The sequence below is a fragment of the Isosphaeraceae bacterium EP7 genome (assembly GCA_038400315.1).
In the GTDB taxonomy this organism is placed as follows: Bacteria; Planctomycetota; Planctomycetia; order Isosphaerales; family Isosphaeraceae; genus EP7.
Genome location: CP151667.1, coordinates 3,772,187 through 3,791,641 on the forward strand (window position 1 = coordinate 3,772,187; position 19,455 = coordinate 3,791,641).

11 protein-coding genes are annotated in these 19,455 nt (G+C 69.9%); 5 read left to right on the forward strand and 6 right to left on the reverse strand.

Translation table 11 applies throughout. The annotated features are described in order from the left end of the window. Nucleotides 1–57 precede the first annotated feature (57 nt). Both EP7_RS14610 and EP7_RS14615 read left to right on the forward strand, forming a co-directional pair. Nucleotides 58–2,283, forward strand: coding sequence for a YidC/Oxa1 family insertase periplasmic-domain containing protein (locus tag EP7_RS14610; protein WP_463521912.1), 2,226 nt, complete (start codon nucleotides 58–60; stop codon nucleotides 2,281–2,283). Between the two features lie 136 nt (nucleotides 2,284–2,419). Then, nucleotides 2,420–3,778: a tRNA modification GTPase gene (locus tag EP7_RS14615; protein ID WP_463521914.1), complete on the forward strand. Its 1,359-nt coding sequence runs from the start codon at nucleotides 2,420–2,422 to the stop codon at nucleotides 3,776–3,778. Between the two features lie 101 nt (nucleotides 3,779–3,879). Here the strand turns inward: EP7_RS14615 and EP7_RS14620 are convergent, their stop codons facing one another. Continuing rightward, nucleotides 3,880–4,893, reverse strand: a complete 1,014-nt coding sequence (locus EP7_RS14620; protein WP_463521916.1) for a hypothetical protein — start codon at nucleotides 4,891–4,893, stop codon at nucleotides 3,880–3,882. A 342-nt stretch (nucleotides 4,894–5,235) separates the two neighbouring features. Between EP7_RS14620 and EP7_RS14625 the strand changes: the two genes are divergently transcribed. Both EP7_RS14625 and EP7_RS14630 read left to right on the forward strand, forming a co-directional pair. After that, a complete protein-coding gene (locus tag EP7_RS14625; RefSeq protein WP_463521918.1) occupies nucleotides 5,236–5,838 on the forward strand; it encodes a phosphoesterase in 603 nt (200 codons plus the stop codon). A gap of 181 nt (nucleotides 5,839–6,019) precedes the next feature. Further along, nucleotides 6,020–6,604 carry a PEP-CTERM sorting domain-containing protein gene (locus EP7_RS14630; RefSeq protein ID WP_463521920.1) on the forward strand — a complete coding sequence of 195 codons (585 nt, stop codon included), beginning with the start codon at nucleotides 6,020–6,022 and terminating at the stop codon, nucleotides 6,602–6,604. Here EP7_RS14630 and EP7_RS14635 read toward each other — a convergent pair whose 3' ends face one another. Continuing rightward, nucleotides 6,605–10,249, reverse strand: coding sequence for a protein kinase domain-containing protein (locus EP7_RS14635; protein WP_463521922.1), 3,645 nt, complete (start codon nucleotides 10,247–10,249; stop codon nucleotides 6,605–6,607). A 379-nt stretch (nucleotides 10,250–10,628) separates the two neighbouring features. On the opposite strand from EP7_RS14635, the gene EP7_RS14640 reads away from it, so the two are divergent. Then, nucleotides 10,629–13,664 carry a heme-binding protein gene (locus EP7_RS14640; RefSeq protein ID WP_463521924.1) on the forward strand — a complete coding sequence of 1,012 codons (3,036 nt, stop codon included), beginning with the start codon at nucleotides 10,629–10,631 and terminating at the stop codon, nucleotides 13,662–13,664. 88 nt (nucleotides 13,665–13,752) lie between these two features. On the opposite strand, the gene EP7_RS14645 is transcribed toward EP7_RS14640, so the two are convergent. The 4 genes from EP7_RS14645 to EP7_RS14660 form a co-directional block, all read right to left on the reverse strand. Next, nucleotides 13,753–14,247, reverse strand: coding sequence for a DinB family protein (locus tag EP7_RS14645; RefSeq protein WP_463521926.1), 495 nt, complete (start codon nucleotides 14,245–14,247; stop codon nucleotides 13,753–13,755). A gap of 97 nt (nucleotides 14,248–14,344) precedes the next feature. Next, nucleotides 14,345–16,000 carry a hypothetical protein gene (locus tag EP7_RS14650; protein WP_463521928.1) on the reverse strand — a complete coding sequence of 552 codons (1,656 nt, stop codon included), beginning with the start codon at nucleotides 15,998–16,000 and terminating at the stop codon, nucleotides 14,345–14,347. Next, complete coding sequence (locus EP7_RS14655) at nucleotides 15,997–18,414, reverse strand: serine/threonine-protein kinase (RefSeq protein ID WP_463521930.1); 2,418 nt, start codon at nucleotides 18,412–18,414, stop codon at nucleotides 15,997–15,999. The genes EP7_RS14650 and EP7_RS14655 overlap by 4 nt, the downstream gene beginning before the upstream one ends. A gap of 83 nt (nucleotides 18,415–18,497) precedes the next feature. Continuing rightward, nucleotides 18,498–19,418, reverse strand: a complete 921-nt coding sequence (locus tag EP7_RS14660; protein WP_463521932.1) for a hypothetical protein — start codon at nucleotides 19,416–19,418, stop codon at nucleotides 18,498–18,500. Between the last annotated feature and the right edge of the window lie 37 nt (nucleotides 19,419–19,455).

The window sequence follows — 19,455 nt, forward strand, 5'->3', positions numbered from 1 at the left end:
TGGCCCTGCCGCCTCGCCAGCGGACGCACGCGACGACACCCAAGGTCTTGCCCCACGATGAGTCCCGAGAAACGGCTGGTCCTCTTCTTCGTGCTGTCCGTCGGCATGATGCTGACGACGCAGATGCTCCTCGAACGCTGGGGTCTCATCCCCAAGCCCCAGCCGCAGCAGGCCGCCGCACTGGCCGCAGCCCAGGCGAAGGACAAGGAAAAGCCCGGTGAGGTCTCGGCCGACCCCCCCAAGGCCGATGCCCCCGTCGCCGCCAAGGCCAAGGACGACGCCGCGAAGGAGCCCGCCTCCATCGTCGCCGCCAAGGCGAACGAGGCGCCCAAGGCCCCCGATGTCCCCGCCGTCACCAAGGCCGAACTGACCCTCGGCTCCACCGCGACCGACAGCGGCTACGCGCTCGAGGTCCAGCTCACCCAGGACGGCGCCGGCGTGGCCGACCTCCGATCGTCCAAATATGACGCCGAACTGGACGACAACCGCCGCGCCGCACGAAGGCCGCTCTCATTCATCGAGACCAAGCCCGACGATACCGCGCCCCCCTCGCTGAGCTTCCGCCTCGTCCAGCCCGATGGAGCCGGCGCCGAGGCGCTCGCCCCTTCGCCGCTCGACCTGCGCCGCTGGGAGGTCGTCCGCGACGACAAGGGCCGCGCCATCCGCCCCGTCTTCGCCGATCCCAAAGACGCGGACACGGCCAAGCCGGGCGCCGAGATCGGCCAGGAGATCGTCTTCCGCACCAAGGTGCTCTCCCCGGCGGTCGAGGTCACCAAGACCTACCGGCTGGAGAAGGGGAAGGACGCCTTCCGGATGGAGGTGAAGTTCGCCTCCGAGACCGACCAGACGACCTCTTATACCCTGCTCGGCCCGCACGGCATCCCCATCGAGGGGGAGTGGTACACCGGCACCTTCCGCGACATGTTCTTCGGCCGGCTGAAGAGCGGCGCCGTCAAGATTGATACCTACTCGGCCTACGACGTCGGCAAGGCCGCCGCCACCGACGAACCTTATCGCAACACCGAGTTGCCGCTGCGATTCGCCGGCGTCGAGAACCAGTACTTCGCCGTCTTCTTCGCCCCCGAGCCCCCGCCGACGAGCCAGGAAGACCGGATCGACATCGACACCGTCGCGGTCGTGACCCGCACCGACCAGGTCAACGCGCAGAAGAACGACGTCAGCGTCGAGATGCGGACCAGGCCGATTTCCGTCGGCCCCGATCGCACGGTGACGCACGCCTACAGCATCTTCGCCGGCCCCAAGACGAACGAGGCGCTGGCGGCCTATGGTGCCGAGGACCTGGCGTCTTACCGCAAGAACGTCTACTTCACCATCCCCGGCGGCGCCACGGTCGCCAAGTACTTCATCGACCCGCTCCTGAAGCGGATCTATGCCCTGACCGTGCAGGTCGGCGGCTTCTTCGGCACGAAGCGTGGCAGCTACGGCATTGCCATCATCCTGCTGACGATGACCGTCCGCCTCATCATGTTCCCGCTGGGCCGCAAGCAGGCCCTCGCCGCCAAGAAGATGCAGGATCTTCAGCCGCAGTTGACCGCCCTGCGCGTGAAGTACAAGGACCAGAAGGACGTCATCTCCCGCGAGACGTTCGCCCTGTACAAGCGGGCCGGGGTCAACCCGGTCGGCGGCTGCCTGCCGGCCCTGATCCAGTTGCCCATCTTCGTCGGGCTCTGGCAGGCGCTCAACAATAGCGTGGCCCTGCGGCACTCCCAGTTCCTCTGGATCCGCAACCTGGCCGCCCCCGACATGCTCTTCCAGTTCCCCTCGGAGCTGCCGTTCCTGGGCAAGTACTTCAATATCTTGCCCCTGTTCGTCGTCAGCCTGATGCTGGTTCAGATGAAGCTCTTCGCCCCGCCGGCCACCACGCCGGAGCAAGAGATGAATCAGAAGATGATGAAGTACATGATGCTCTTCATGGCCGTCATGTTCTACAAGGTCCCCGCCGGCCTGGGGCTCTACTTCATCACCAGCAGCCTCTGGCAGATCTGCGAGCGACTCCTGCTGCCCAAGGCCAAGCCGGGCGACCTGATCGATGTCGTCGCCGAGGTGGATCCCTCGGGCGGCAATGGGAACGGGGCCGAACCGAAGGTTACCCGGTTCGGCGGGCTTCGCTCACGCTTCGAGAAGCTGCTGGAAGAGGCCCAGAAAGACACGAGCACCATCCGCAACGACCGTCAGCTCACCGACCAGGTGACAGACAAGGAGAAGGATAAGGGGAATCGCGGCGGATCCACACGCCCACGTCCCGGCGGCAAACGCCGCTGATCCGGCCCTCCGGTGACCGACCTCCTGAAGACGCGAACCGCCCGGCCCCTCCGCCGGGCGGTTCGCTTTGTTTCGGGCGTACTGCTTATCATGCGTAAGAGCAGGCGACCAAGATTCGATTGGGATAACGTCACTCATGGGCGCGCAGCAACTGGATCCCGGAGACACGATCGCGGCCGTGGGCAGCCCACCCGGCGGCGCGCTCCGCGGGATCGTGCGGCTCTCGGGGCCCGACGCAATCCCACTGGCCCTGGCCGGCTTCACGCCCGACGACGCGAGCGCCGCGGAGCCCCCGACGGACCGCGCTCACTGGCGGCTCGGGCGGTTGCAAGTGGGCGGGTTCCGTCCATCGTTGCCGGCTTCGTTGCTGCTATGGCCCGGGTCTCGAACGTACACGGGTCAGCCGCTGGCCGAGATCCACACGAGCGGTTCTCAGCCGGTGCTCGCCCTGGTGCTGGCCGACCGCATGCGGCGCGGGGCCCGCTTGGCCGAGCCGGGCGAGTTCACCCTACGCGCGTTCCTCGCCGGTCGACTCGACCTGACCCGCGCCGAGGCGGTGCTCGGCGTGATCGAGGCCCGCAACCCTCGTCAGCTCGACGCGGCGCTCCGGCAACTGGCCGGCGGCCTGTTCGGGCCCATCCAGGCCGCCCGCGACCGCCTGCTCGACGTGGTCGCCCACCTGGAAGCGGGGCTCGACTTCGTCGACGAATCCGACGTCGACCCCATCGGCCGGGCGGTCCTGGCCTCCGAACTCGCCGGGATGGCCGGGGCCGTCGAAGAGTTGGCCAGAACCCTCAGGGGCCGCGACCGGATCGACGGGGCCCCTCGGGTCGTCCTGGTCGGCCCGCCCAACGCGGGCAAGAGCCGGCTGTTCAACGCCCTCGTCGGCCTGGATCGGGCCCTCGTCTCATCCGTCGCCGGCACGACCCGCGACTATCTCTGCGCCCCCTGCGACTGCGACGGCCTCCGCGTCGAGCTGGTCGACACCGCCGGCATCGAGGACGCCGCCGGACCCATCGCCGACCGGGCGCAGGTCCATCGCGCCGACCAGGCCGCCCGCGCCGACCTGCTCCTCGACTGTCGCCCCGCCGATGCCGGGCCGGGCGATCAGGCCATTCCCACCGGCGATGTGCCCGCCCTGATCGTCGTCACCAAGTGCGACCTGTCGGCGGCGCCCGCCGCCGGCACGCTCTCGACCAGCTCGGCCACGGGAGCTGGGCTGCCGGCCTTGCGTGCCGCGATCGCCGAGGCGTTACGCGGAGTCGACGCCGATTCGGCCCTGCCCGCCGGCACCGCCGCCCGCTGCCGCGAGTCCCTGGCCGCCGCCGGCATCGCGCTTCGAGATGCCTCGGCGACGCTCGCCGACGGCTGGGGCGACGAACTGGTCGCGCTCGACCTCAGGCTCGCGGTCGACTCGCTCGGCCAGGTTGTGGGTGCCACCGTCAACGACGACATCCTCGACCGCATCTTCAGCCGGTTCTGCATCGGCAAGTAAGAATGGCCGGGGCGGAGGTCGACGGAGAACGGCCGCGAGACCCTGTCGGATCGCGCGGCCGTCTTATTTGGTTCAGGCGGAAGGATCGGGCCGAGGGCGGCTCACCAGTAGACCCACTCGTAGGGGGGCTCCAGCAGCTCGATTTCCTTCTCGTTCAGGTTGATCTCGTCACCCCGGCGGCGGAAGTCGATCCGCAGGGTCTTGTACTTCACGACCGGCTTTCCTCCCTCGGAGGTCGGCGGGGTGGTGAAGCTGTAGTCGGTCAGGCCCCGGACGTAGATGCTGAAGACGTCGGCCTTGGCGTCGAACTTGTCCCAGACCGCCACGCCGAAGACCGCCTTGTCCAGGCCCGGCTGGTCGCTGGGGGGGATCATCCCCATCACGTCCACGGCGCCCAGCAGCGGGGTCGACGGGTCTTCCCGGTTCTGGATCTGCTTGACGGCCTCGGGCATCACCGTGTCGGGATATTTCTTGCCAGTGCCGTTGGCGGCCAGGGTGAACTCGGGGATGAATGCACGCGGCTTTCCGGTCCGGTTGACCACCTGATAGTACAGGTAGAGAACCTCCTTGCGCCCCTTGCCCGGAACCTCGACGGTCTGGATCCGCAGCGGCTTGAAGGCGAAGTCGAGGACCCAGACACCCTCGCGCAGCTTGCCTCGGACCTTGGCGGCGCCGCCGGCGTCATCGGCCAGGTTCTCGCCGTTCTGGAACTCACCGCTGACCCTGGCCAGCGTGAGCGTTCCCGCCCCTTGGTCGTCGACGTCCTTGCCGGTGATGACCGCGGTGGCCTTGCTGGTCTCGCCGGTGACGGTCTTGCCGACGGTGAAATCGGCCGTCTGTTCGGTGTATCCGAGCTGGGTCGCGCGGTCGCTGGGCAGCGTCCGGGTGTCGATCCACTGCTCGTTGAACACCTCGCGTTTGCGATCCAGGGGGTCCTGGAACCCCTTGGCGGTGCGGCGGATGGGCTTGGTGGGGAGCGTGTTGGCCAGCATCACCGGGGCCAGCGGCTCGGGGCCGGGTAGCGACTCGGCATCCTGTTGCGCCTGGGCCGTCGCGCAGGACAGGATCCCGGCGGTCACGACCGAAAGCATCACCCGGGTCGTTCGGATGGGCACGGCGGATCTCCCTGCGTCGTTGGGACCATCGGACGGGGCGGCTGACCGGTCGGTCGTTTCGGGCGAAACGCGGAAGGCGTGCGTGGCGGCCCGGACAGTGTCAACTCGATACATACAACCGAAGTCGAACGCCGTCAAGTGGATGTATGACCCGCCGCCGGGCAGGGTAAGGTTTGCGCGTTCATCCCAGATTCCCTAGACATCCATTGTCCGACATCCGGGGAGAACTCGCAATCCCGCCTTGGCCCCGAATCCAAAGGCTCGGCCCGGGACCATCCTCCGACCGATATGCTTCAGCTGAGGCTGATTGCGGACGCCGTTCGATTCAAGGAGGGATGCGTCATGGGGCTGGATGAACGAGTCTTGATCGTGCCCGGGGCGGAGCTGGACCGACTGGGGAGATTCCAGGGGTTCTCCGCCGACGTCGACCGCTATCTCGGGGCCCTGCTGGCCCCGGGCCTGGCCGAATTCCGGGCGCGCCGAGAGGTCGAGGACGACCCCGGGTTCAAGCAGATCATCCCTTATGTGGTCTTTCGCGCGGGCGACCTGGTCTTCGCCTACACCCGAGGAGGCTCCGGGGGCGAGGCCCGGCTGCGCAAGCTCCGCTCGTTGGGCGTCGGCGGCCACGTCGCCGAGGAGGACGCCGACGGCCGGGGGACCCTGGAAGCCTACGAGATCGCCCTGAGGCGCGAGCTGGACGAGGAGGTGAAGGTCGACAGCCCCGGTCGGTTGAGCCGGATCGGCCTGATCAACGACGACTCCACGCCGGTCGGCCGCGTTCACCTGGGCGTCGTCCACCTCTACGAGCTCGACCGCCCCGAAGTCATCCCGCTCGAGGACTCGCTGGCCGACCCCGTGTTCCTTCCCGTGGTCGATCTGCCCGCGTTGTCGGCTGAATTCGAGACCTGGTCGCAGGTCTGTATCGAGGCGTTTCTTCGGGGATAAACGGCGAATTTAAGCGGGGCGGATTGATTTTCTCAACAAACGGCTATTCAGGCATGTTTATCGGCTATCATCGTCCCGCGATAAGCCGATATGCCCCGACGTCGGGGCCCACGCCAGCGATCCACCGAGATCGGACCCGGCGGGGCAACTCATGGCACGATCGAAGGCCGAGGTAATCGAGATGTCACATCGCCGTCTATGTCTTCTGCTGGTCGCGGTCGCCGGACTTCTGGTGGCGGGGCAGGCGCCGGTTCAGGCCGAGATTATCGTCAAAATCGTCAAGGTCAAGGATGTCCCCGATCCCAGCCTGATTTATAGCATCGAGCTCGCCCTGCCCTCGGGCTCCGAGATCGCCAAGGGAGACTTCATCACCCTGGGGATCATCCCCGGGCTGGTTATCGGCACCAACAACCAGCCGTCGAACTGGGCGGCGACGTACCCGACCTCCGAGGAGGTGACCTGGAGCTACATCGGGCGGGACCCGCTCTTCGTGGAGACCGGCCAGGACGAGCTGGCCCTGGGGATGTTCACCATCCAGTCGGAGTCCGACTTCGTCCCCCGGTTCCTGGACTACTCGGGCCAGACAACCTCGCCTCTCGACGGGTCGAAGCAGCCGTTTAGCGGCAGGATCGCGGTGACCAACGAGTCGTCGGTCCCCTTCGCCGTGCCCGAGCCTTCGACGGTCGTGATGTCGGCCCTGGGCCTGGCCGCGGTGCTGGCCACCTCGCGCAAGCGGGTTGCCCGAGCGGCTGCCTTCGGCCGATGATCAGGGGGCCTTGGGTCCGGTCGGGGGGCCCGCGCCCAGCAGGGCATCCAGCGCGGGGCCGGCGGCACTCCTCAGGGGGGCGAAGTCGGCGCCGGATCTGAGCCGGTCGCCCAGCGATCGGTCTGCCTGGAGGGCGCCTCGCAGCAGGACGATCGCCCGGCCGGCGTAGTCGTGGGCGTAGGCCTTGCGGCGCTCATCGGGCAGGGTGGTGTCGGCCTCGGCCGAGGCGATGCAGCGGGACAGCAGCCGGGCGGCCTCGAACTCGGCGGCGGGCTTATCGGCCGCGACCTCGGGGATCTCGGCGGCCAGGTCCGAGGCCGGGGCGTGCTCGCCCAGGGCCAGCAGGGTCTCGGCCAGCTTGGTGTCGTGGTCGACCAGGCCGAGCCGGTACATGTCCGCGTTGGGGTTCGATTTCAGGGCCTCTCGCTGCTGGCCGGCGGCCCGCTCCAGCAGCGGCCTGGCCTCGGCCGGGCGGTTGCCGGCGACCTGCACCGCGGCGAGGTTGCCCAGGACGTAGCCCAGATAGCTTCGGTCGTCGGCGGTCCCCCCCTTGCCGGCGATGATCGCGTCGAACAGCTCGACCGACCGGCCGAACTCGGCCCCGGCGCCGGCCAGGTCGCCGCGCGAGAGCTTCAGCTCGCCCAGATTGTTGCAGGCCAGGGCCTGCATCTGCCGGGTCCTGGGGTCGGATCCGTGGTCGGCCACCAGCCGGTCGTTGACCTCCATGATCCGGGCGTAGGTGGCGTCGGCGTCGGCCAGGCGCAGGGCGGCCAGGTTGCTCAGTGCGCCGGAGAGGGCCAGGCGATCGTCGAGGTTCTCGGGGTGCTCGGCGGCCAGCGTTTCCAGGGCCCGCACCGCCCGCCGGCCCGCGTCCTCGGCCTCCTTGAGCTTGCCCAGGGGCTTGAACAAGCCCGAGAGGTTAACCAGGCACTTGGCCTCGCCTCGCTGGTATTCGGGGATGCCCGGCTCGTCGCGGGCCAGGGCTTCGTTGATGCGGAGGGCTTCCTGGTAGTGGCGTTCGGCTTCTTCGGGGTTGCCCAGGGTGTCCTGCAACTCGCCAAGATTCATCAGGGCGTCGGCCTTGCCCTGGCGGTAGGCGGGCACGGTCGGCTGGTCGCGTATCAGGGCATCGTGGGTCGCGATGGCCTCGTTGTAGGTCGCGCCGGCGGCCTTGAATTTTCGGTCGGCCCGGAGCGCCGCGCCGAGGCTGATCTGGAGCCGGCCCAGGTCGTGGCGGTAGAGCATCGTCCGGGGCTGGGCGGCGGTCAGGTCGCGGAAGATCTGGGCGGCCGGGGCATACCGGGCGACGGCCTCGCCGGGCCGGCCGGACTTCTGGAGCAGGTTAGCCAGGTTGATTTGGCTCCTGGCCAGGTCGCGGCGATATTCGGGCCTGAGCGGGAAGTCTTTGGTGAGCGCCTCGTTGACGGCGACGGCCCGAGCGAGCACGGGCTCGGCGTCGCCCAGCCGGCCCGAATCGCTGAGCAGGAGGCCGAAGGCGGTCTCGGCATTGGCCAGGCTCTCGCGGTAGGCGGGCAGGGTGGGGAACTCGTCGGCCAGGGATCGCTGGATGGCCAGGGCCCGGTCGTAGGCGGCCTTCATCGCGTCAAACCGGCCTAGCTCGCGGAAGAGGAGCCCCTGCCGGTCGAGTGTCGAGGCCAGGTCCTGGCGGGCCTTCGCGGGTGCGCCGGGGGCGTTGGCCAGGGCCTCGAAGCCGGCGACCGCCGATTCGAACAGCCGATCGGCGTCGGCGGCCCTGGCATGGACGCGCAGGAGATCGGCCAGTTCCTTGCGGGCGACGGCCAGCTCGCGGACGTAAGCGGGGTTGGCGGGATCCGATTCAAGGAGGGCCAGGTCCGTCGCGATGGCGTCGCGTTCGAGCGCCTCGGCCTCGGTGGCGTGCCCGCCGGCGGCCAGCACGCCGCCCAGGCGAGCCAGGCCGACGGCCCGATGGTGGCGGTGCTCGGGCGTGTCCGGCTGGTCGTCGGCCAGGCGGCCGAGGATGTCGACGCCCCGGCGGTAGGCTCGCTCGGCCTCGGGGTTCCTGCCGAGCTTGCGGAGGATGTCGCCCATCCTCAGCGAGGCCCGGCCGCGCTCCTGGACGGCGGTGGGGTCCGACGCCTGCTGGTCGGCGAAGCGTTCATAGTAGGCCAGCGCCCGCTCCAGGAAGGTGCGTTGGACGTCGTCGAGGTGGTCTTCCAGCCACCCCTCGGCGACGTCGGTGTACATGTCGTCGACGGCCCGGCGCGCGACCTGGCGCTGCTCGCGGGCCTGGTCGCGTTCGCGCCTGACGAGCACGGTCCCCACCGCCAGCGAGGCACCGGCGACGACCAGGGCCGCGGTGGCGCAGGACACGGCCGTCCGATGCCGCCTGGCCCAGCGGCCGGCCCGCACCGAGAAGGGCTCGCGATAGACGCTCACGGGCTCATCGGCAAGGTACTTGCGGATCTCGAGGGCCAGGTCGGCGGCCGAGGCGTAGCGGGCGCCGGGGGCCTTGGCCATCGCCTTCAGGCAGATCGCCTCGAGCGCCCGCGGGACCGATGGGCTGAGCTGCCGCGGCGGGACGGGGGGCTCGTCGATGACCCTGCGCAGCAGTTCGCGGGTGTCGTCGCCGTGGAACGGCGCCTGGCCGGTGAGGATCTCGTAGAGCACGGCGCCCAGGCCGTAGACGTCGGTGCCGCGGCCGATCTGGGAGACGTCCCCCTCGGCCTGCTCGGGGGCCATGAAGGCGGGGGTGCCCATCACCTGGCCCGTGGCGGTCGCCTGGAGCGTCGGCTCCTCGGCCGGGTCGACCGGCCCAAGCTCGTCACACGGCTCGTGGATGACCTCGGGGTCGGGGGCGTCAACATGCTTGGCCAGGCCCCAGTCCAGGACCATGACCTCGCCAAAGTCGCCCAGCGCGACGTTCTGCCCCTTCAGGTCGCGGTGGATGATCCCGCGCGAGTGGGCATAGGCCAGGGCCTGGCAGACCGCCTCGAAGGCGTTGACCAGCGTGGCCAGCTCGAGCGGCGACGCCTCGCCGGCGACGAGCCGCTCGTGATAGGCGCGGGCCGCGTCGCCCAGGGTCCGGCCGCGGACGAATCGCATCGTGTAGTAGGGGAGGTTGTCGGGGCCCTTCCGCGCGAGCTCATAGATCGGCACGATGCCGGGGTGCTCGAGCTGGCCGGTGATGCGGGCCTCGGCCAGGAACCGGGCCCAGACGCCGGAGCTTCCCGACCGCTCGGGGCGGATTTCCTTGAGTGCCACCTCGCGGCCGAGGTCGACGTCGCGCGCCAGCCAGACCTGGCCGATCCCCCCCCGGGCGTGGAGGTGGGTCATGGTGTATCGGCCGCGCGTCTCATGCTCGCCTTGGCTCAACGAGGAGACGATCCTGTGCCCGGGCACTTCGGCGACCGTGGCGTTGGATGAGCCCCCCTCCGTCGGGGCCTCGGCGTCCAGATCGAGCGTGATGTCGTCGGACTTCAGGGCCTTCACGGGCGGCGGGTCGGCAGCGTCCGCGAGCTTGGATCGATGCTCGGTGGCATCGCCGGAGCGGGCCTCCCTCCAGATGGTCGAGGCCTGCGCGTCGGGCGCGGACGCCTGGCCGAGTTCGTCCTCGGTGGACGGGTTTCCGGGCGTCGACCTGTGGTCGGCCCTGGGATCGAGCATGAACGCGACTCCCCCGGCCTTGGCCGGCCCCTTCCCGCCGCGAGGCGACGCCCCGCCCAAGGGAGACAGGCTAACCGCGACGGAGCCATCGACGCCAGTGAATCCGGGCGTGTCGTGGGGTTTCTCACCCCCTCGGCGCCGGGCCGCACGGGCCTGGACATGGGGGCGGCGGGCTGGTCGAATGGCAGTTGGTCGATCGAGCCGGAGTGGGGCCCCGCCTCCCCGCCCGGCCCGCCCGACGGAAGCCGGGCCGTGCGACCCGGACGCCCGCAGCCCCTGCCGGGGCCCAAGCGGGCCCGTCTCGCCGTGCCGCCCCATTTGCCCGATCTTCTCTCTCCCCGCCCAAATGACGACCGAAACTGAACGCGAAGGGTGACCGATGCGATCGAAGCGAATCGCCGCCGTGCTGATGGCCGCGGCAGGCCTCATTGTCGGGGCCGCCGCCCGTGGGGCCGACGACAACGCCCCAGTCACCACACCGCGCTGGATCTGGGCCCCAGGGGCCCCCAAGGAGAAGCAGTCGGTTGTCCTCCGCAAGGAGTTCAAGGTCGCTTCCAAGGTGAAGTCGGCCAAGCTTTATCTGGCCTGCGACGACTCGGCCAATGTCCACCTCGACGGCAAGTCCATCTTCAACGCCGTGGGCACGCACCTGGCGTTCTCGAAGGACCTGACGGCCGCCTTCGCCGGCAAAGAGCCCGGCGCCCACATCCTGGGCGTCCGCGCCCGCAATGACGCCGGCCCGGCGGCCTTCCTTGCCCGGCTCGTGATCGACCTCGAAGACGGCGGCACCCAGGTCGTCGTGACCGACGCGAGCTGGGACGCCCTGGAGCGTCGCGGCGGCGGGATCCCCGACTTCGACCCCGCCGACAAGGCCTGGGTCAAGGCCGCCGAGATCGGCAAGCTGGGCGACGCCCCCTATGTCGCCATCACCGAGGAGTCGCTGGCAAAAGCCGCCCCGGCGCGCGAGGCGACAGCGACCGACCCCTCGAAGCTGAAGGTGGCCAAAGACTTCAAGGTCGAGCTGCTTTACTCGGTTCCCAAGGACGAGCAGGGCTCCTGGGTCTGCATGACCCTGGACCCCAAGGGACGCATGATCGCCTCGGACCAGTACGGCAAGCTCTACCGCGTCACCTTGCCGGCGCTCGACGGCAAGCCCGAGGACATCAAGGTCGAGCCCATCCCCGTCGAGATCGGCGAGGCCCAGGGGCTGCTCTGGGCGTTCGACAGCCTCTACGTCGTGGTCAACTCGGGGGGCAAGTTCCCCACCGGGCTCTACCGCGTGCGCGACACCAACGGCGACGACGTGCTGGACAACGTCCAGAGGCTGCGCGAGCTGCCCGGCGGCGCCGGCGAGCACGGCCCGCACGCGATCATGCTGACGCCCGACGGCAAGTCGCTCGTCATGGTCGTGGGCAACCAGACCGCACCCGTCGAGGTGAATGAGTCGCTCGTCCCCCGCGCCTGGAGCGAGGACATCCTGCTGCCGCGCATGCCCGACGGCAACGGCTTCATGGCCGGCGTGCTGGCCCCCGGCGGCTGCGTCTACAAGATCAACCCCGACGGGACCAACTGGGAGCTCGTCTCGATGGGCTTCCGCAACCAGTACGACGCCGCCTTCAACCGCGACGGGGAGCTGTTCACGTACGACTCCGACATGGAGTGGGACATCAACACCCCCTGGTACCGCCCGACGCGCGTCTGCCACGTCGTCAGCGGCTCGGAATTCGGCTGGCGTAACGGCGCGGGCGTCTGGCCCCCCTACTACGCCGACAGCCTGCCCGGTGCCGTCAACGTCGGCCCCGGCTCGCCCACCGGCGTCACCTTCGGCTACGGCGCCAAGTTCCCGGCCAAGTACCAGGACGCCCTGTTCATCTGCGACTGGAGCTACGGCAAGCTCTACGCCACCCACCTGAAGTCGACCGGCTCGACCTACACCGGTGAGCTGGAAGAGTTCGTCACGGGCGTCCCCCTGCCGCTGACCGACATCATCGTCAACCCGGCCGACGGCGCCTTGTACTACACCATCGGCGGCCGGCGGACCAAGTCGGGCCTGTATCGGGTGACCTACACCGGCAGCGAGTCGACGGCCCCCTCGACGGGCAACCCCGAGGGTGCCGCCGAGCGTAAGGTCCGGCGCGACCTGGAAGCCTTCCACGGCCACGTCGACCCCAAGGCGGTCGACGCCGCCTGGCCCCACCTGGGCAGCCCCGACCGGTTCCTTCGATGGGCCGCTCGCGTCGCCATCGAGACCCAGCCCGCAGCCACCTGGCAGGACCGGGCGCTCGCCGAGAAGTCGAGCCCGACGGCCTCGATCGAAGTCCTGATCGCCCTGGCCCGCCTGGGCGACAAGTCGCTCCAGCCGAAGCTGCTGGAGGCCCTCGACCGGATCGAGTGGAACGGCCTGACCGAGTTCCAGCAGGTCGCCCTGCTGCGTGCCTACAGCCTGGCCTTCACCCGGATGGGCCGGCCCGCCGACCAGGCGACGATCGACCGGCTGGTCAAGCGGTTCGACCCGCACTTCCCCGGCAAGGCGCGTCAGATCAACTCCGAGCTCTGCAAGCTGCTCGTCTATCTCGAAGCCCCCTCGATCAACGCCAAGGCGACGAAGCTACTCGACGACGCGCCGACGCAGGAGGAGCAGCTCGACTACGCCACGTCGCTGCGCACCTTGAAGAAGAACTGGACGCTCGACGAGCGCAAGGCGTTCTTCAACTGGCTGTTGAAGGCGGCCAACTATCGCGGCGGTGCCAGCTTCGGCGGCTTCCTGCGGATCATCCGCGAGGACGCGATCGCCACGCTGAGCGAGTCGGAGAAGGCCAGCCTGAAGGAGACCCTCGAGGCCAAGCCCGTGCTGAAGGAGCCCGCGCCGGCCCTGGCCTCGCGCCCCCTGGTCAAGGAGTGGACCGTCGACGAGCTGGTGCCGCTGGTCGAATCCAAGCTGAAGGACCGCGACTTCGACCGCGGCCGTTCGCTGTTCGGCGGCGCGTCGTGCTTCGCCTGCCATCGGTTCGACAACGAGGGGGGGGCCGTCGGCCCCGACCTGACCGTGGTCTCGGGCCGGTTCGGCGTGCGCGACCTGCTGGAGTCGGTCCTGCTGCCCAGCAAGGTCGTCAGCGACCAGTACCAGGCGGTGGTCGTCGAGACCCTCGACGGCCGGACCGTCACCGGCCGGATCGTCAACCTGAATGACGACTCGATGAGCATCAACACCAACATGCTCGACCCCAACGGGCAGGTGAGCGTCGACCGCAAGTTGATCGAGACGGTCACGCCGTCGCCGACGTCGATGATGCCGCAGGGGCTGCTGAACACCCTGAAGGAAGAGGAGATCCTCGACCTGGTGGCCTACCTGCTGTCTCGCGGCGACCGCTCCAACGCCATGTTCCGCCAGGAACGGGCCGCGGCCGGCCGCTGAGCGACGATCCGACCTTGAAACGAGACGGCCGAGGCCTGCCCGGGAAACCGGAGGGGCCTCGGCCGTCGGCCGTTCGAAGGGGCAGAGATCAGAACAGGACGGGCTTGCCCAGCACCCGGCGGATGACGGAGAACTGGCCGGCGTGCATCATGGTATGGTTGGCCGTGGCCAGGAAGACGTGCCCGAGCGTCGGGGCGAATGCGGCCATGGGGCCCTCGGTCGGACGGTCGAGGTCGGCGTCGGTCAGGGTGTCGAGCGCGGCGATGGCGGCGCCGCGGACCCCGTTGAAGAGGGCGAGATACTCGTCCTTGGTCAGCAGGCCCTCGGGCCCTTCGACGCCCGCCGCCTTCGAGCTATGGCGGTCGGCGAAGCCCGGGGGCAGCTCGGGGAATTTGGCGTCGGGCAGGCCCGCCTGGAGCATGAAATGCTCCCCGGCGATGACGTTGCCGATCTGCCAGGCGACATGATTCGCGTTGGGGACCGGCCGGACCTGGATGTCGGCGTCGGAGAAGTCGGCCAGGTACTTCTCGAGCAAGGATTTGGTCTCTTCCAGGTTGGTTTTGAGCGCGGTGGTCCCATTCATGCGGCGGTCCTTCGGGGCCCTTGGAGATGATGCGGGGGGTCTGTCCGCAAGGCTCGAAGGGATACCAAATTCCGGGCAAATCCGCCATGCGGGCGTCTCAGGGAGCCGGGACCTGGAAGACCTCGAAGCGGTCATTCGACAGGATCGGCAGGGCGTGCCGCGCGGCCAGCCACGAGTCCGTCGCGGCGCCCGGCCGTCTCTCCCGCACGACGACCAGGGGCAGGCCCGCCCAGCGGTCGTCGGGCGTCCCCTCGGCGAAGAGCCGGACGATCTCGGCGTGGCGCGAGGCGAGGTCGGGGGTCTCGAACGGGTGGGCGTCCCAGCTCCGCATCGGGGTCGAGGTGATGCACAGATAAGAGATCGTCGGGTCTTCGCTCAGCAGGGTGTGCCCGCGGAACTCGGGGCCCGAGACGCGGCCCAGCACCTCGCGCTGCTCGGGCGAAATCCTGAGGTCCTGGTTGGCCCTGGGCACGTCGTACCGCAGCGGGAACCTGGCCAGCCAGGCGAGGTCGTCGTTGAGGAAGAGGAGCAACACGAGCCCCGCGGCCAGGCCGCCCCAGGGGCGCCTGAGCCGCCCGCCGAGGTGGTCGAAGAGGCCGACGAGCACCGGGGCGCCCAGGAAGAACAAGGGGATCCAGACGTATCCGCGCGTGAAGTGGATGGGCTGCCGGGCGGTGATGGCGAACTCGTGGTTCGAGAGGGCGAAGGCGACCGCCGCCCAGGCCAGGAACAGCGTGGTCTCCGGGTTGGCGCAGGCGGCCAAGGCCCTCGACCCGTCGCGCAGCCGCCAGGCGGCCAGGGCCCCCACCAGGGCATAAGCGGGCACGAACTGGACGGCGTTGTAGCCCCAGTCGAGGGACATCTGCCGGGCGACGATCCTGTGCGACTCGAACAGGTTCAGGAAGCCCAGGTAGTAGCCCAGCATCAGGCCGAAGACGGCCGTGATCGCCGCGAAATACCCCGTCGTCACCCCCAGGCCCGGTCGGCGCAGGAAGACGACCTCGACGAAGCACCAGGTCCAGAGCACCGACAGCAGCTCGACCCCCGTGAACGGGGAGCTGATCGCCGCCAGGGCCGCCAGAGCGACGGACAGGGCGAACCGTCGGCCGATGGCGGCCAGGACGCAGCCCAGGAACAGGGCGTGGTAGAAGGCCTCGGTGGGGAAGATCAGGTTGCGCCCGAAGCTCATGAACCACCAGCCGTCGATGGGGTCGAAGGCGAAGAGCTCCCTGGCCGTTGGCACCGTGCGCTTGAGCCCCAGGAACCAGAAGGCCCCCATCGCCACCAGCAGCCCGCCCCCCCAGAAGAAGACGACCAGGCCCAGCCGCTCGGACCACGTGCGCAGGCCGACGACCCGGCGATAGAGGGCGATGGCCACGCCCGTGCAGAGCAGGCCCGAGAGGATCCAGGCACCCACCAGGATCAGGCCGATATCCAGGCCGGTCCACTCGCGGACGGCGCCGATGGCCAGGAAGAGGGGCTGGAAGTAGACCCTGGGCTCGCCGTAGGACCAGTCGCAGGGGTTCGAGTAGGTGGGGTGGAAGGTGCCCGAGTCGAAGTGCTCGCGCCCCTTGCCCGCGTACAGCGCCATGTCGTAGACGATGTAGCCGGTGGGCAGGGTCCGGTCGGTGCGGGGCAGGGCGTGGACCAGGTAGGGAATGGTCGCCGGCGCGAACAGGAGCAGGCCGACCAGGGCCAGCCGCCAGCCCGAGAGTCCCTTCGCCGCCACTGGCCCCGAGTCGTCCCGGCTCATTTGCGTTCCCTGGGCCGGAACCATCGGGACAGGGCGCGGTCGAGCTGGTCGGGCGATTCCAGGTTGAGCTGGAGGAGCGCCGAGTTGAGCGAGGCGGCCGAGTCGTAGTTGGATTGGTGCTGGCCGGGAGCGTGCCAGAGGATGTATCGGGGGTCGTTACGGAAGTCGTTGTAGGCGACGACCAGGCTGCCGTCGACGTAGGGCCAGGCGGCCACGACCGGCTTGGAGCTCTTGCCCCCGCTCCTCAGCGAGGGGGTGAGCATCTCGACCTGCTTGGCGTTGGGCATCCCCTGGATGGCCACCTGCCCGGCGCTACGGCCTCGGAGCGAGGGGACCACGGCCAGGCGATAGGGGCCGATGGGCACCAGCCGATGGCCGCCGGCGTTCTTGGCCTGCGAGAGCGAGTCGACGGCTTCGCGGAACAGGGCCCGCAGCTCGCCGAGGGTGACGCGGATCGGGTCGACCCCGGCCAGTCGGGTGGTCCCGCGCTCCTCGAGGACTTCGCCGGCCAGGGCGCCCAGGAGGGCGGGGTTGGCCACCAGCCGCCCGGCGGCCTCGGCGGCGTCCGGGCCGGCGGGCGTCGCGGCCACCTCGCCGATCTCGGGCTCGTCGGCGAATCCGCCGGCCGAGACGTCCAGCTCCTCGGCGACGCGCTGGGGGACCGAGGCGACGATGGCGCGGTCGAGCCTGGCCCCCGGCGCGGCGAGGTGGAGGTTGTCTCGCAGGCCGTCGAGGATCGCCTCGCCGCGCGACCTCAGCCGGCGCTGCCAGCGGGCCCGCTCGATCAGCGGGTAGACCACCTCGGGCCAGAGCGAGGCCGAGGCCGGGTCGAGGTGGGCACTCTGGGTGGCGTACCGCAAGACGGCGTCGCGGAAGCCGGCCCGCTCACGCCAGGCGTCGGCGACCCGGTTCCAGCGCTCGACGAGCCGGTCGTCTACCTCCGTGCGGGCCGGGGCCAGCGCCCTCAGGTCGTCCCACGACTGGGGAATCAGGCCGGGGTTGAGCACTCCCTGGTCGTCGGTCAGGGCCTGCTGGGCGTAGGGGCTGGCGTCCTGGAGCTCCTTGCGGACGCGGCGGAAGGCCTTGCGCCTGGAGACGCTGGAGCGCGAGGCCAGATACCTCGCGACGACCACCGGGCTGAGCGAAGGCCGAACGTCGTGGCGCAGCTCCAGGACCTCGGCGGCCCTGGCGACGGCCTCGGGCGTCCCCCCCTCGATCATCGCGGCCGTCATCGCCAGCATAAGCCGGGCCCGGTCGGCGTTGAGCGGGTCGGTCGTGCGCCTGAGCCGAAGGCCACGGCGGCGTGCTCCTCCCAGCAGATAGGCCAGGTAGTGCCCGCCCAGGTAACGCTGGTTGGCGGACAGGATGAGGGGCTCGGACTCCACCGACGCTAGCGCCCGGACGACCGCCGCGGGGGGTGCCACGGGCCTCGACGGGGGGCGCGCCGGCCCGGCCTCGGGCAGAGGCACGAGGCCCGGCCCGGTCGCCGACGATGACTCGGGGCCGGCGGCCATGATCGTCGTCGCCCCCCGGATCGACCGCGTGCCGGTCATGTCGCCGAGGGTCGTGGCCGAGTCGTCGGGGTGGGGGGCGTCGGCCCTCGAGGAGGAGATCAGGGTGCCGGCGGCGATCATGGCCCGCAGCTCGTCGGCGACGGCCGCGCCCGTGGGGGGCCTGGCGTCGCGGTCCTTCGACAAGAGCCGGACGATCAGGGACTCCAGTGGAGTGCCGATGCGTGGGTTGCGCAGCCTGGGAGGCTCGGGCTCGGCGTTGATCTGGCTGGCGATGACGGCCATCGAGGGGCCCCGGAACGGGGGGGAGCCGCAGGCGCATTCGTAGATCATCACGCCGAGCGAGTACAGGTCCGACCGGTGGTCGAGCTGCCTGCCCAGGGCCTGCTCGGGGCTCATGTACTGCGGGGTGCCGCGGACGATGCCCGTCTCGTGCGGCTGGTGGGCCAGCACCGAGAGCCCGAAGTCGGAGAGCTTGGGCCGGCCGGCGGCGGTCATCAGGACGTTGGCCGGCTTGACGTCGCGGTGGATGATCGCCTGGTGGTGGGCGTAGTCCAGCGCGTCGGCCACGCCGACGAGGACATCCATGCGCACCGGCAGCGGGAGCTTGCGCCAGCGTTGCTGGAAGCTCGGGCCGTCGACCTCCTCCATGACGAAGTAGAAGAGTCCGTCGGCCTCGCCGAAGTCATACAGGCGGACGATCCCTTCGTGCAGCAGCCGGGCCAGGATCTGGGCCTCGAGCCTGAGCCTGGGGCCCACCTCGGGGTCATCCTGGCCGGTCAGCACCTTGACGGCCACGGTCCTGCCGAGCACCTGGTCGGTGGCCTGGTAGACGGTGCCCATCCCGCCTCGCCCAAGTTCCCTGGAGAGGAGGAATCGCCGGTTCAGGGTCGAGCCGATCAACGGGGGCCCCTCGTGCGTCGGGCGGGGGCGTGGTGGTCGTTCCGGGGAAGCGTCATCGATAGAAGGTAACATCCGGGAGTTGGTTAGGGAGCGCCGAGGACGGAGGTGGCCAGGGCCCGGACGGGCTCGACGGGATGGGCCTTCAGGGCCTCGGTGCGCTTGGTGCCGAGCAGGCCGCGGTCGACCCGGCCCCCCTTCACGGCGTCGAGCAGGGCCAGGGCGCGGGCCTCGTCGCGGAGCAGGGCGTCCAGGGCGAATTCGCGGTTATTTGGGCTGTAGTGGTCGAATCCGGAGAGCAACGCCTGTGCCACCACTGGGGCGGGGCCCTTGACGTCGGACAGGGCGCTGACGGCCCCCTGCTGCAACTCAGCGTCGACGCCCTTGGTCAGGTACCGCATCAGCTGGGCACCTCGGCGGTCCCAGGGCTCGGCCCCTAGCATTCGCAGGGCGTCATAGCGGGTGCCGGTCTTGACCTTCTCGTCGTCGGCCATGGCCGAGGCCAGGTCGAGCGCCCGCCGCCATCGCGCGATCAGGGCGTCGTTGCCGGCCACGACCGCGCCGAGCCGCTCGGCCGGCCAGACGCCGGCCAGGGTCAGGCCGTTGATGAGCCCGCCGCCCACGACCACGGCGCGCCAGTCGTCCAGCGGGGCGCCGGGGGCGGGCAACGAGACCTCAAGGATTCTCCGCAACTCGGCCTCGTCGTTGCGCTTGCCGGCGGCGAAGGCGGCCCGCCAGATCCAGGGAATCCGCCGGTATTCCTCGGGCGTCCCGGCCGGCATCCCGGCGGCCATCGCCGAGATCAGGGCCGAGGAGAGCTCGGGATGCTTGGCGATGACGGCCTCGCGCTCCTCGGCCGGCTTCTTCTCATCCAGGACCTGCGCCGCCAGCGCCGCCGGGTCGGCCTGCGCCGCCGCTGCCGCCGGTTCCTGGCCGTGCGATTGCGTCGCCGCCGTCAGCCAGAGCAGCCCGCACGACCAACCTAAGATCCACGCCCGCAAAGTCATGCGTCCCCGCCCCCGAGTCATTGGCCGATTGGAGTGA